This window comes from Flavobacterium sp. 5 (assembly GCF_002813295.1).
Taxonomy (GTDB): domain Bacteria; phylum Bacteroidota; class Bacteroidia; order Flavobacteriales; family Flavobacteriaceae; genus Flavobacterium.
In genome coordinates this window covers 2,677,848-2,691,857 of the sequence record NZ_PHUE01000001.1, presented here as the reverse complement: position 1 = coordinate 2,691,857, position 14,010 = coordinate 2,677,848, and the positions used below count along the sequence as shown (strand labels likewise).

Genomic DNA, 14,010 nt, shown 5'->3' with positions numbered 1-14,010 from the left:
ATTATACCATTAAAAAATGCAGCAAATATTTTCATTTATTATAAAAAACAGTAATAGAATACTGTTTTTGCTGCTTTTGGGTATTTCATTATCTCTTACCATTCAATCGCATTCTTTTCATAGAAGCAAAGTTATTAGCTCTGCTAATTTTCTAAGTGGTGGCGTTTATGAAAGAATCAATTCTATGGAAGAATACTTTCACTTAAAAGAACAAAATGATCAGTTAGCATTGGAAAATGCTAATCTAAAAAGTTTACTATTTAAGACTAAAGATTCTGCTGAAATTCCAAATCTAGACAGTTTAAAAGGCGTTTTACCAAAAGACATCATTGTTTCCAAAGTAATTCATAACTCGTTTAATGTGTATGAGAATTTCTTAACTTTAAATTCTGGTGCTAAAGAGGGAGTTAAATCAGATATGGGGGTAATTAACAGTTTAGGTATTGTTGGTATTATCGATAATGTTTCTACCAACTACTCTACTGTAATAAGCATACTTAATACCAAATCGCAGATAAACGCAAAAATTAAAAGCTCAGACCATTTTGGAACCTTGAAATGGGATGGAAAAAGTACTGGATTTGTTCAGTTGATAGATGTCCCAAGATTAGCCAGCGTAAAAAAAGGAGATACTATTGTAACAGGTGGTCAATCTGTTATATTTCCTGAAAATATTGGAATTGGAACCATCTCTAAATTGGAAACAGATAGTGAGACTCATTATTACACAATTACTGTAAAATTATTCAATGATATGACCAATTTAGGTCACGTTTATATCATAAAGACTGAAAACAGCGAAGAAATTAAAAATTTAGAAAACCAAAGAAAAGATGAATAGCACGTTGTTAGTGAATATTTTTCGTTTTGTGCTCTTATTAGCTTTACAAATTCTAGTTTTTAATAATATGAATTTTGGAGGATATGTAAGTGCTTTTCCTTATATTCTTTTTATCATCCTTTATCCAGTAAATGGTAACAAAGCCAATCTTCTTATTGCTAGTTTTTTTCTAGGATTGATTATGGATTTATTTTGTAATTCTGGGGGTGTTCATGCCACTGCATGTGTTATCTTGGCATATTTAAGACCTTTCTTTTTTAAATTTTCATTTGGCCTTAGTTATGAATATCAAACCATTAAATTAAATGATGTATTAACACCAGAACGATTTACGTTTATTTTATTGGCAGTTACAACACACCATGTTACTTTATTTCTATTAGAATCTTTTCAAATCTCATTCCTTTTAGACGTTCTACTTAGAACTCTTTTAAGTACACTATTTACAATTTTAACTTGTATTATTCTTATTTACTTAATAAAGCCAAATAAACGATGAGAAAAATCTTGTTGCCAGCTTTAATCATTATTGGGGCATCTTTGTTAATCATTCGTGTTTTTTACTTGCAAATTATTGATGATTCTTTTAAACTAAAATCTGAAAATAATGCTATAAAAATAGAGTATGATTATCCAGAGAGAGGTTATATCTATGACAGAAATGGCGTTTTATTAGTTGCCAATCAACCCTCTTATGATATCATGGTAATTCCAAGAGAGTTAAACAAAACAGATACATTGGAGTTTTGTAAATTATTGAATATTACCAAAGAAGATTTTATTAAAAAAATAGAAAAAGCCAAAGTTTACAGTCCTAGATTACCATCAGTATTTTTGGCTCAATTAAATAAAACTGAATTTGCCGCTTTTCAAGAAAAAATTAGAAAATTTGAAGGCTTTTATTTTCAAAAACGTTCATTACGCGATTATGAAGCAAATTATGGGGCCAATATTTTTGGTTTTATAACACAAGCCAATGAAAAGCTTATTGAAAAAAATCATTACTATAAAAGTGGTGATTTAATTGGAAAACAAGGAGTTGAGGAAAGTTATGAAAAAATTCTCCGAGGAATAAAAGGAGTTAAATATTTTCAAAAAGACAAATTCAATAGAGAAATTGGCTCCTATAAAGACGGAAAATACGACACGATTGCTCTACAAGGAGAAGATATAAACCTGACCATAGATGCCGAAATTCAAAAATACGGCGAACAATTAATGGTAAATAAACGAGGAGGAATAGTTGCTATTGAACCTAAAACAGGTGAAATTCTAGCACTTGTTACCGCACCTTCTTATGATCCAGGAATTTTAGTTGGCAGACAACGTTCTAAAAACTATACTAAATTATATCGCGATTCTATTGCAAACCCACTTTACGACAGGTCTTTACTAGCTGAATACCCTCCAGGCTCCCCTTTTAAAATCATGACTGGCCTTGTTGGATTACAAGAAGAAGTAATAGACGAAGAAACTACTTTTGTATGTAATCATGGTTTTGCCTACGCAAGAGGACATTTTCAAAGATGTCACTGTGGTGGAGGTATTCGTGATTTACATGTTGGTACTTATAAATCTTGTAATGCTTATTTCTCTAACGTATATCTGAGAACTATTGCCAAATACAACAAACCAGCGTATGCAGTAGACGTATGGAGCAATCACATAAAAAGTTTTGGTCTAGGACAATTTATGGGGTATGATTTACCTACTGGAAAAAAAGGAAATATCCCCACTTCAAAAACATACAAAAGAATATATCCGAATGGAGGCTGGAGAGGTACAACAATTATTTCTAACGCTATAGGACAAGGTGAAGTATTGATGACACCTATACAATTAGCGAATATGATGTCGGCAGTAGCTAATGAAGGATATTATTATACTCCTCACATTATTAAAAAAATAAAAGGGGAAACAATAGATAAAAAGTACACTACAAAACATGTAACTACCATAGACAAAAAACATTTTGCCCCTATGATTAGTGGACTATTTGATGTGTATAACAAAGGAACAGCTTATGCCCTTAGAGTAGAAGGAATAGATATTTGTGGAAAAACAGGAACTGCTGAAAATTTTGCCAAAATTAACGGAGTAAGAACACAACTAGAAGATCATTCCATTTTTGTTGCATTTGCACCAAAAGACAATCCCAAAATAGCCATAGCCATATTAGTAGAAAATGGAGGCTTTGGATCAACTATTGCGGGCCCTATTGCCAGTTTAATGATTGAAAAATACTTAAGAAAAAAAATCACAAGAACTGATTTAGAAACTCGTGTATTGAACACTAGCTTACAGGGACGCTACGCAAAACTAGGTGGACTTTCAGAAGAAGTTAAAAAAGAATTATGGATAAAAGATTCTATTTTAAAAAGTAAAACAAAACTTGCTGCAGCAAAAAAAGATACTTTAAAAACCAAAAAATAATACATTCATATCAAATGAAAAATCAAAGTTTATCAAGCAATATTGATTGGATATGTATCATTATCTATATAGCACTAGTGTTTTTAGGTTGGTTAAATATATATTCATCCTCATTATCTTCTACAGAGGGAACTTATGAAAAGCAAGCCATATTCATTGCTTTAACTATTCCTATAATTTTTATTTTGTTATATATTGATGGTAAATTTTATGAAAAATATGCCAGTATTATATTTGTGATTTCTCTTATCTCTCTTGCTGGTTTATTTGTTTTTGGAAAAACAATAGCGGGGCAGCGCTGTTGGTATGGATTTGGGAGTTTCACATTACAACCATCAGAATTTGCAAAAGCTGCAACCTCCTTAGCCATTGCAAAATATTTAAGTGATACACAGATTAACTTAAAAGAAACAAATAGACAAATACAGGCATTAGCAATTGTCTTCTTACCAGTTATGCTCATTTTACCACAACCAGATCCTGGTAGTGCATTAATTTACAGTATTTTTATTATCGTTTTATTTAGAGAAGGATTACCTGCTTGGTATGTATGGACAGGTTTTATAACTATTTTACTGTTTATGTTAACGTTGGTATTAGAGCCTGAATATGTTATTTTGATATCACTTTTGATAATTATTTTAATCCATTATAAATCAAGAATAGCAGATAGAAACATTGTATTGAGCGGCATTCTTTTTGCCATTATATCTGGCTTTGTTTTATCTGTAAACTATGTTTTTACCAATGTTTTCAAACAACATCATCGTGACCGTTTCAATATCTTATTGGGCAAAGAGGTAGACATGAAAGGTATTGGATATAACACCAACCAATCTGAAATTGCAGTTGGCTCCGGAGGCTGGCTGGGAAAAGGTTTTCTTGAAGGAACACAAACTAAAGGAGGTTTTGTACCTGAACAACATACTGATTATATTTTTACTACAGTTGGAGAAGAATGGGGATTTCTTGGATGTTTAGTAGTAATAGGTCTTTTTACTGGTTTATTCCTTAGAGTAATTTATCTTGCCGAAAGACAAAAAACCAAATTCAGCAGAGTGTATGGTTATTGTGTTGCAGGTATTTTATTTACTCACTTTTTTGTAAATATTGCAATGGTTATTGGGATTTTTCCAACGATCGGAGTACCTTTGCCTTTCTTTTCTTACGGAGGATCGGGTTTGTGGGGATTCACAATTTTATTATTCATTTTTATCAAAATGGATGCTAACAAAGTGAATGAGTGGTAATTATTAATTAAAACTCCATTCTTTATAATCGTTTTTCTTTTCTAAATTAGTTTCTATTTTATCTTCTAACTTAGAAAAAAAATCAATTCCTGTCATTTTTTCAATAGTATCAACAGAAACAACAAAATCATATAAAGGCTTGTCACTTTTTGCATTTGGAACCAAAAAAGCAATCATTTTAAATTTTCCTCCGAGATCACTACCAATTATTTTATAAAAATAATTTGGCACAGCTACATTCTCTTTCCCAATGGTCTTCAAATTTGATGATAATATTCCACCTGTAATTACATATAGTTTTTTATATTTCACAGACCAATAACGTGTTTTCTGTTCTAATTTATTCCAGACACCATCATTAAAATCGTGTAATTGAGGAGCAATATTCGAAGTGTAAAATGTTTCGTCATACGCTTTTTTATCAAAAGTCATATCTCCAGCTGGACAAAGATGACCTTTATCATAGCCAGATTTTTTGTAGTTTTTCCAATCGGCAGATCCACTTGTTACTTTAGGATCTTTAATAAAAAAAGGTCTCTCAAATTTATTTTTCTTATCATTTGAGCCGTTTAATTCATAAGCAACCCATTCGGCCTGCTCTTTATCTTCGTTATAAGATAAGGTATAATATAAATGCTTTATAATTTGATTTGTTGTTGAAGTAGGCAAGTAATCAAAAGTACCTTTTTGAAAAGAATGTGATAACAAGTTTGATTGTTCTTTTTCACTTATACTTACAAAAGCTTTATCTGAAAGCATTTTTTCTTTCTTATAATCTTTACATGAGATTAAACAAAAAGGAATCAAAAGATATTTCGAAATAATCTGGGTATAACTTATCATTTTCAAACCTCTATTTACTTAATATAACAATATTTGAACAGAAATTCATCGATACTAAATCTAAACGAATAATATTAAAAGCTATTACGACTTAACCAATTTACTCTTTTTATCTACAGTAATACTTGTTTTCACAATTGATTTTGGTTGCAAATCATCCAGAACATTCAGAGCTTCTTCAACATAAATATCTTTAGCTAAGCTTTCATGCCATCTTTCTCTTTTTTCTTTAAGAACAGGGTCCTTAGTAATTTTCAATACTTCATAAGGTAATGAAATGAATTTTAAATTATTCTTATAATCAGCAATTGGTTTGAATTTTTTAGCAGCTTCTTCTTTTATATTTTGAGCAATTTTAAATTTATCAATATTTAAACTATATAAATCCTCTGCACTTCTACTATCAATCCATTTCGCATTTTCTTCTATCAATTGAAATTGAGCATTATTTTCAATCCTCTTTTTACTATTAAGAATAGCTTGATCAAATTTAGATGTATTATTCCAAACGGCATAAGGAGTAGCATCAATTTTATCCCAAGGCATTGCATGTTCTTGATCACGTTCACCCATTTTTAAATAAGCATAACGATCTGGCATTATTATATCACTACTTACGCCTTCAAGTTGAGTTGAACCACCATTTATTCTATAAAATTTTTGAATAGTTGTTTTTAAAGCACCTAAATCACCAACACCACTATTGACACTATTACGTACAAATGGATTCAAATCAATTACCTTTTGAACAGTTCCTTTACCGTAAGTTTGTTTGCTGCCCATAATGATTCCTCTTCTATAATCTTGAATAGCAGCAGCCAAAATCTCGGAAGCCGAGGCAGAAAATTCATTTACCATAATTACTAGTGGACCTTCCCATTCGACTTTTTTATCGGTATCATATAAAATTTCTCTTCTCTTACCTGCTGATTTAACTTGAACAATAGGACCGTCTTGTATAAATAAACCCGCAATATCAACAACTGTAGATAAAGAACCTCCACCATCATCACGTACATCTAAAACAATACCATTAACCTTAGCTTTTTTCAAACGATCTATTTCCAGAGCAATATCTTTACCAGCATCTCTACCTCCTTTGTTCTCAAAATCAATATAAAATTTAGGTAAATAGATAATTCCATATTTTAAACCTTTCTTTTCAACAACACTCGATTTTACATATGTTTCTTCGATTTCAACAATATCTCTTATTATAGAAATTATTTGAATTGTACCATCTGCCTTTTTAACAGTTAGACGAACTTCAGAACCTTTTGGTCCTTTAACTTTTTTTACAACTTCACTCAAGCGCATCCCCACAACATCCACCGGAACGTTATTACCCTGTGCTACTTTCATAACCAAATCTCCTTTTTCCAATTGCTTCCCTCTCCAAGCAGGACCGCCTGAAACAAGTTCTGAAATTTCAATGCAGTCATTTTTCTTTAGCAATAAAGCACCAATCCCTTGAAGTTTACCACTTATACCCTCATCAAAACGTTCTTTTTCATCGGGTGCAAAATAAGAAGTGTGTGGGTCAAATTGAGACATAATAGAATTGATGTATAATGTGAACCAATCATCTCTTTTTAGTTCAATCATAAATCCAAAAGATTCATTCAAAGAAGTTAATGAACTGTCTCTTGTTTCTTTTTCCAAGACTGCATCCAACTTCATAACATATGTTGGGTCTTTTAATTTCTTATCTTCTTCTAATTTTTGTTTATCAGTAAATGAAGAAAGAGTAGATAACTTTATTTGTTTTCTCCATTTTTCTTTCAGCGCTTTAGTATTTTTGGCATAAGGTGTATTATCATAATCTACACTAAAACTTTCATCTTTTTTATAATCAAAAGGAACATTCAATACTTCTTTGAATATTTTTTGACTTTCTTCCATACGAAGCATTAAACGATCATAAGTAAGATTAAAAAAAATTAAATCTTTATTAATCAATTGATCGTCTAACTCCAATTCGAATTTAGAAAACTCATTAATATCTGATTGCAGGAAGAAACGTTTAGACGGATCTAAAGCTGCGATATAGTCTTTGTAAACACCTTTTGAAAAATTATCATCAATAACCGCAGGATTATAATGTCCTTTCTCAATTACAAACGTCAATAATTCCAAAAGCAATTTATCTCTATCTGGATCAACTATTTTTTTTGAATTAATAGTAAAGGCAAATAAGGTAAACGAAAGGCTTATTGTAACTACAAATATTATATAATTTCTTTTCATAAAGTTCTAATAATAGAATCCCTCAAATATATCTAAATTACATTGAAATCAAAATCATTTCTGAAGGCAAACGCATACTATTTTGTTAAATATATAAATTAGTTTAAATAAAATAAACATATCTATTTTCAAGAGATAATTTATTCTTTATTGAATATTTATTTTATCTCTTCAAAATAATTATAATAGTTTCTTTTGTCCATAAAAAAACGCTCCAAATAGCATTTGAAGCGTTTTTTTTTATTTTTAAAAATCCTTACATAGATTTATGATTTAACTAACTTTCCTTTTTTATCTCCTGGAATAGTACTCTTTACAATTGATTTAGTCTGTAAATCATCCAGAACATTCAAAGCTTCTTCAACATAAATGTCTTTAGATAAACTTTCATGCCATCTTTCTCTTTTTTCTTTTAAAACAGCGTCTTTACTAATCCCATCTAATTCATAAGGTAATGAAGTGAATTTTAAATTGTTTTTATAATCAACAATTGGTTTGAATTTTTTAGCAGATTCTTCAATTTGATTTTGAGCTACTTTAAACTTATCAATATTCAAGCTATATGTATTTTCAGTACTTCTACTATCAATCCATTTCGCATTTTCTTCTATCAATCGAAATTGAATATTGTTTTCAATTCTCTTTTTACTATTAATAATAGCTTGTTCAAATTTGGAATTATTATTCCAAACTGAATAAGGAGCTGGATCAATTTTATCCCATTTCATAGCATTTTCTTCATCACGTTCTCCCATTTTTAAATAAGCATAACGATCCGGCATAACCACATCACTGCTCACTCCTTCAAGTTGAGTAGAACCTCCATTAATTCTATAAAATTTCTGAGTCGTTGTTTTCAATGCTCCTAAATCTCCTGCAGAACTATTGCGTACAAACTGATTCAAATCAATTACATTTTGAACAGTTCCTTTACCGTAAGTTTGTTTACTTCCGATAATAATCCCTCTTTTATAGTCTTGAATAGCTGCTGCCAAAATCTCTGAAGCTGATGCAGAAAATTCATTTACCATAATTACTAATGGTCCATCCCATTCAATTTTTTTATCGGTATCATATAAAATTTCTTTTTTCTTACCAGCTGATTTTATTTGTACTATTGGACCTTGCTCAATAAATAAACCAGCAATATCAACAACAGTAGACAACGATCCTCCACCATCATCACGTACATCCAAAACAATACCGTTTACACCTGCTTTTTTCAAACGATCTACTTCCAAAGCAATATCTTTTCCAGCATCTCTACCGTCTTTGTTTTCAAAATCGATATAAAATTTAGGTAAATAAATCACCCCGTATTTATTACCATTTTTTTCAACTACACTAGATTTAGCATACGTTTCTTCAATCTCAACAATATCTCTTATTATAGAAATCACCTGAATCGTTCCATCAACTTTTTTAACTGTTAAACGAACTTCAGAACCTTTTGGTCCTTTAATTTTTTTAACTACATCATCCAAACGCATTCCAACAACATCCACAGGAACACCATTTCCTTGTGCTACTTTCATCACTAAATCTCCTGCTTCCAATTGTTTTCCTCTCCAAGCTGGACCTCCTGAAATTAATTCTGAAATTTCGGTATAATCATTTTTCTTTTGTAATCTCGCACCAATACCTTCAAGTTTACCACTCATACTTACGTCAAATCTCTCTTTCTCTTCAGGAGCAAAATAAGTAGTATGTGGGTCAAAACGTGACATTATTGAATTAATATACAATGTAAACCAATCATCTCTTTTCAATTCATTCATAAAACCAAAAGATTCATTCAAAGAATTCAAAGAACCCTCTCTAGTTTCAGCTTCAAGAGCAGCATCTGTTTTCATTACATAATTTGGATCTTTCAATTTCTTATCCTCTTCCATTTTTTTCTTATCTGTATAAGACGAAAGAGTCGATAATTTAATTTGTTTTCTCCATTTTTCTTTTAATTCTGTAGTGTTTTTAGAATAAGGAGCTTTATCGTAATCAACATTAAAATCCTCATCAACTTTATAATCGAAAGGTTTGCTCAAAATATCTTTAAACACTTTTTTGCTTTCATCCATACGAAGCATTAAACGATCATAAGTAAGATTAAAAAAGGTTAAATCTTTATTAGTCAACTGATCGTCAAGTTCTAATTCGAATTTAGAAAACTCGTTAATATCCGATTGCAGGAAGAAACGCTTTGAAGGATCTAATGCCGCTATATAGTCCTTGTATACTCCTTTTGAAAAAGTATCGTCAATAATTGCAGGATTATAATGCCCTTTCTCTATTACAAATGTCAAAAGCTCCAATAATAACTTATCTCTATCTGGATCAACTTCTTTCTTTGATTTTATATTAAAGGCAAATAAGGTCACCGAAAGGCACACCACAGCTATGAGTATTTTATAATTTCTTTTCATAAAGCTAATAATAGAATTCATCAATTTTTTAAACTAAGTTACGTTAAAAACCATGCCAACTCCCAACAACACTATATAATTTTTTGTTAAAGATATAAAATTGCACTTTTAACATTAAAAATCATATGCAAAAAAATATATTTTATTTGTTCGCAATATAAGATTTTGAGTTGCTACATTTGTTCATGAACTCATTTTTTTTTCAATAATTCTTTTCTTTTAATTTAATTACAAATGAAAAATAAAAAGCCTTTAATACTCATTACAAATGATGATGGCGTATCGGCTCCAGGAATCAGAACTTTAATAGAAGTAATGTCTACAATAGGAGATGTCATTGTTGTCGCTCCAGACAAACCGCAAAGTGCAATGGGTCATGCCATTACCATAAATGACACTTTATATCTCAATAAAATATCTAAAGATACAGATGCAATAACAGAGTATAGTTGTTCTGGCACACCTGTAGATTGTGTAAAAATTGCAGTACACGAAATCCTTAAGCAAAAACCAGATTTATGTGTTTCTGGGATTAACCATGGCTCCAACTCTTCTATAAATGTTATTTATTCGGGAACTATGAGTGCCGCTGTAGAAGCAGGAATAGAAGGTATTCAGGCAATCGGATTTTCATTATTAGATTACGATTGGAATGCCGATTTCACTCAAATTAAGTCTCATATTAAAAACATAACCCTTGAAGTCTTAGAAAATAAACTGCCAGAAGGTGTTATCTTGAATGTGAACTTTCCAAAATTAAAAGAAAAAGAAATCAAAGGAATTAAAATTTGCCGTCAGGCAAATGCTCTTTGGACAGAAAAATTTGATAAACGACAAACCCCTCAGGGCAAAGACTATTATTGGCTTACAGGAGAATTCGTCAACCAAGACAAAGGTGAAGACACTGATGAATGGGCTTTAAAAAACGGTTTTATCTCCATAGTTCCTGTACAATTTGACCTAACGGCACATCACGCAATACAAAATTTAACTAAAAGAAATTGGAATGAATAAAATGGACTTACTCATAGGCTTTATAATTGGAATCATTGCTTCAATCTTAGGAATGTTTCTGTACATCACAATTATAACCCATTCAGATTTTATGGTGGGAATGCAGGCAATGAAAAGCGAAGGTCATCTAGGTAAAATTGTTACTTTAGGATCTATCCTTGATTTAATAGCTTTTGGAATTTTACTAAAGATGAATAAAGAACTTATGGCAAGAGGTGTTGTTTTGGCAGTTATTTCCTTGACCATTACCACTTTGTTTCTTTAGAAAAAGCACCTAAGCTACTAAAATTCTGAGATTCTAACCTTAGCAACTTAGAATCTCAAAAACTTAGTAGCTGCCAAATACAAAAAAGAATAAATACTATATTTGTTTACCCAAAAATCAGCAATTGTCGATTTGAATTATATCATAAAAAGCAAAAAAATGAAATACTATATTATTGCAGGAGAAGCTTCAGGAGATTTACACGGATCTAATTTAATGAAAGCAATCTACGAAGAAGATCCTCAGGCCGATATCCGTTTTTGGGGTGGTGATTTGATGCAAAATGTAGGTGGTACTTTAGTAAAACACTATCGCGATTTGGCCTTTATGGGTTTTGTTGAAGTCCTTTTCAATCTGAAAACTGTTTTGAATAACATAGAAATCTGCAAAAAAGACATAGCACAATTCAATCCAGATGTTATTATATACATTGATTATCCAGGCTTTAATATGCGAATAGCTAAATGGGCTAAACAAATAGGCTATAAAAACCATTACTATATTTCTCCTCAGATTTGGGCTTGGAAGGAAAACCGAATCACGGCCATCAAACACGATGTGGATAAAATGTATGTGATATTGCCTTTTGAAAAAGATTTCTACGAAGTCAAACATCATTTCCCTGTTACTTTTGTGGGACATCCTCTAATTGATGCGATTCACAATCAATCAAGTATTGACACTAATGCTTTTAGAACCGAAAATCACTTATCCGAAAAACCAATTATTGCCATATTACCAGGAAGTCGAAAACAAGAAATCAGTAAAATGCTATCGGTAATGTTAAGTGTCGTTCGTGATTTTCCAGATTATCAATTTGTAATTGCAGGAGCACCAAGTCAAGATTTTACATTTTATCAGCAATTTATTTCCAGCGAAAACATAAAATTCATCTCCAATAAAACCTATGCTTTGTTGCGCAATTCGACCGCTGCATTGGTTACCTCAGGGACTGCAACCTTAGAAACGGCACTTTTCAAAGTTCCCGAAGTAGTATGTTATAAAGGAAGTTGGGCATCCTATCAGATTGCGAAGCGAATTATCACTCTAAAATACATCTCTCTTGTTAATCTAATTATGGATAGAGAAGTCGTAACCGAATTAATCCAAGATGATTGCTCTACCAAACGCATCCGTGAAGAATTAACCAAAATCCTTGAATCTAATTACCGCAAAACACTATTAGAAAATTACGATTTACTAGAAGAAAAACTTGGTGGAATTGGAGCTAGCAAAAAAACAGCTCAGTTAATCGTTGGTTCTTTGAAATAATTGCAATCACATTCTAATTATAATTTGAAAGATTGTTGAGCCACTTGCGAAGATTCCTTCTTCGTCGGAATGACAAAAATGAAGAGTTTCTTGTGTTTACTTTGTGTAATTATTTTGCTTAAAAATATTTTATCATAAACAATTTATGCTTTTTTACCGTACTTCTTTTCTACAATATTGTCATTCCGACGAAGGAGGAATCTCCGCTAGAAACTCCGTAATACGAATAAAAAACTTTAAGTCTACAAAAAACCAACCTCGGAAAACGGCTAGTTAGCAAACGTTTTTTTTAATTATTTCCGATTTTTCCCCACATTTCAATATGAGTTCGTTCTTTTTCTGATATTTCTATATATTTAGTTCTGATGCTTGAAAAAGAATTAATTAGGAATATTATTAATCTAGCACTTAACATAGTATTTATGTTAATTATTAATGATGCATTACTTTCTTTAAAGTCATTCATTCTATAGCTGTTATATTGTCTATCACCTATATGTTCGGAATGTGCATGATTTGAATAAAGTTGCCAAATTTTGTTAATTCCAATATTATTTATTCCACTTTTTTCAAATAGAATTTCACTTTTTATTAGTTTGGCAAATTTTGGATTTAAAAAAGTATCTTTCTCTTTTTGATTTGCATTTATATAGATGTTTGAATCTTTAATACTTAAAATAGTTTTTACTTTTTCATCTTCCATTTTTTTTAATTGAATTTCTTTTTCAGGAATATCAGTTTTGATTTCAAAGTTTAATTGTTTTATTAATCCATGTAATTTGTAAATATCATATCTAAAATTAAAAGTTAGTTCATCTACGTTATCAAAAAAAAGATAATATATAATCAAAAAAGATTCAATTTGCATTCTTGTAATACTATTTAAAGAAAAAATATCGACAATTTTCAATTGACTATTATTAATAGAAAATTCATTTCCTTTCATTAAATTAATCAGACTGAAGTTAGCAAACCCGAACCGGAAAAATTTACTTTCAATTTCTTTTTGATGGTATTTAATAGTTTCTTTATTCTCAAATAAACTTTGCGCTAAAGTCATTAAAGAATTTGTGATAAGTTCAAAATGACTTATCATTGTGTTAATATCATTATTTTCTTCAGCTTGAAGAAGTTCTAGTAAATGTTCAATTTTCTCGTCGTTCATACAAAATGTTTACTAATTCATTTATATACAATACAAACTTTCTCATATACACCCAAAATAGGTCAAATTAAAAAACTTTGTTTCGTTTTATTCCTTCTTTCAAATATAGAAATTTAAAATCGCTAACCGCTATCCGTATTTTATGGTTATTTCAGCTGTTTTTCTACTCCGCCCAGTAAAATAGGGCTTCCGAAAAAAAAGAATGCCTTCAAATAATCTTCCGTCGGCTTCAAAAGGCCTTCCCCCCCCTTCAAATTATC

At 30.6% G+C, this 14,010-nt stretch carries 11 protein-coding genes; 7 read left to right on the top strand and 4 right to left on the bottom strand.

Translation table 11 applies throughout. The annotated features are described in order from the left end of the window. Positions 1–16: 16 nt before the first annotated feature. Genes mreC through rodA form a run of 4 tightly spaced genes read left to right on the top strand, consistent with a single transcriptional unit; the run spans position 17 to position 4,524 of the window. The gene (gene mreC, locus CLU82_RS11045) at positions 17–841 is read left to right on the top strand and encodes a rod shape-determining protein MreC (RefSeq protein WP_100843147.1); all 825 of its coding nucleotides are present in this window, start codon (positions 17–19) and stop codon (positions 839–841) included. Continuing rightward, positions 834–1,340, top strand: a complete 507-nt coding sequence (locus CLU82_RS11040; RefSeq protein ID WP_100843146.1) for a rod shape-determining protein MreD — start codon at positions 834–836, stop codon at positions 1,338–1,340. The genes mreC and CLU82_RS11040 overlap by 8 nt, the downstream gene beginning before the upstream one ends. Then, entirely contained in the window at positions 1,337–3,274 is a 1,938-nt protein-coding gene (gene mrdA / locus CLU82_RS11035; RefSeq protein WP_100843145.1) for a penicillin-binding protein 2, read from the top strand. The genes CLU82_RS11040 and mrdA overlap by 4 nt, the downstream gene beginning before the upstream one ends. A gap of 14 nt (positions 3,275–3,288) precedes the next feature. Continuing rightward, the gene (gene rodA, locus CLU82_RS11030; protein WP_100843144.1) at positions 3,289–4,524 is read left to right on the top strand and encodes a rod shape-determining protein RodA; all 1,236 of its coding nucleotides are present in this window, start codon (positions 3,289–3,291) and stop codon (positions 4,522–4,524) included. A gap of 3 nt (positions 4,525–4,527) precedes the next feature. Here the strand turns inward: rodA and CLU82_RS11025 are convergent, their stop codons facing one another. The 3 genes from CLU82_RS11025 to CLU82_RS11015 form a co-directional block, all read right to left on the bottom strand. Beyond that, positions 4,528–5,283, bottom strand: a complete 756-nt coding sequence (locus CLU82_RS11025; protein WP_100845008.1) for a DNA/RNA non-specific endonuclease — start codon at positions 5,281–5,283, stop codon at positions 4,528–4,530. 168 nt (positions 5,284–5,451) lie between these two features. Further along, positions 5,452–7,614, bottom strand: coding sequence for a carboxy terminal-processing peptidase (locus tag CLU82_RS11020; RefSeq protein WP_100843143.1), 2,163 nt, complete (start codon positions 7,612–7,614; stop codon positions 5,452–5,454). Between the two features lie 266 nt (positions 7,615–7,880). Beyond that, the gene (locus CLU82_RS11015; RefSeq protein WP_100843142.1) at positions 7,881–10,055 is read right to left on the bottom strand and encodes a carboxy terminal-processing peptidase; all 2,175 of its coding nucleotides are present in this window, start codon (positions 10,053–10,055) and stop codon (positions 7,881–7,883) included. 213 nt (positions 10,056–10,268) lie between these two features. Here CLU82_RS11015 and surE point away from each other — a divergent pair, with 213 nt between their 5' ends. From surE to lpxB, 3 genes are all read left to right on the top strand, one after another. Beyond that, positions 10,269–11,048, top strand: coding sequence for a 5'/3'-nucleotidase SurE (gene surE, locus CLU82_RS11010; protein ID WP_100843141.1), 780 nt, complete (start codon positions 10,269–10,271; stop codon positions 11,046–11,048). After that, positions 11,041–11,313, top strand: coding sequence for a hypothetical protein (locus tag CLU82_RS11005; protein ID WP_100843140.1), 273 nt, complete (start codon positions 11,041–11,043; stop codon positions 11,311–11,313). The genes surE and CLU82_RS11005 overlap by 8 nt, the downstream gene beginning before the upstream one ends. A 159-nt stretch (positions 11,314–11,472) precedes the next feature. Then, the gene (gene lpxB, locus CLU82_RS11000; RefSeq protein ID WP_100843139.1) at positions 11,473–12,585 is read left to right on the top strand and encodes a lipid-A-disaccharide synthase; all 1,113 of its coding nucleotides are present in this window, start codon (positions 11,473–11,475) and stop codon (positions 12,583–12,585) included. A 289-nt stretch (positions 12,586–12,874) separates the two neighbouring features. Here lpxB and CLU82_RS10995 read toward each other — a convergent pair whose 3' ends face one another. Continuing rightward, positions 12,875–13,750, bottom strand: coding sequence for a hypothetical protein (locus CLU82_RS10995; protein ID WP_100843138.1), 876 nt, complete (start codon positions 13,748–13,750; stop codon positions 12,875–12,877). Positions 13,751–14,010: the final 260 nt, after the last annotated feature.

Excerpts from the sequence above, each read along its gene's own strand:
- CLU82_RS11015 (WP_100843142.1), bottom strand. The coding sequence starts at position 10,055 with ATGAATTCTATTATTAGCTTTATGAAAAGAAATTATAAAATACTCATA.
- CLU82_RS11005 (WP_100843140.1), top strand. The coding sequence starts at position 11,041 with ATGAATAAAATGGACTTACTCATAGGCTTTATAATTGGAATCATTGCT.
- lpxB (WP_100843139.1), top strand. The coding sequence starts at position 11,473 with ATGAAATACTATATTATTGCAGGAGAAGCTTCAGGAGATTTACACGGA.
- CLU82_RS11020 (WP_100843143.1), bottom strand. The coding sequence starts at position 7,614 with ATGAAAAGAAATTATATAATATTTGTAGTTACAATAAGCCTTTCGTTT.
- CLU82_RS10995 (WP_100843138.1), bottom strand. The coding sequence starts at position 13,750 with ATGAACGACGAGAAAATTGAACATTTACTAGAACTTCTTCAAGCTGAA.
- rodA (WP_100843144.1), top strand. The coding sequence starts at position 3,289 with ATGAAAAATCAAAGTTTATCAAGCAATATTGATTGGATATGTATCATT.
- mrdA (WP_100843145.1), top strand. The coding sequence starts at position 1,337 with ATGAGAAAAATCTTGTTGCCAGCTTTAATCATTATTGGGGCATCTTTG.
- CLU82_RS11025 (WP_100845008.1), bottom strand. The coding sequence starts at position 5,283 with ATGCTTTCAGATAAAGCTTTTGTAAGTATAAGTGAAAAAGAACAATCA.
- mreC (WP_100843147.1), top strand. The coding sequence starts at position 17 with ATGCAGCAAATATTTTCATTTATTATAAAAAACAGTAATAGAATACTG.
- CLU82_RS11040 (WP_100843146.1), top strand. The coding sequence starts at position 834 with ATGAATAGCACGTTGTTAGTGAATATTTTTCGTTTTGTGCTCTTATTA.
- surE (WP_100843141.1), top strand. The coding sequence starts at position 10,269 with ATGAAAAATAAAAAGCCTTTAATACTCATTACAAATGATGATGGCGTA.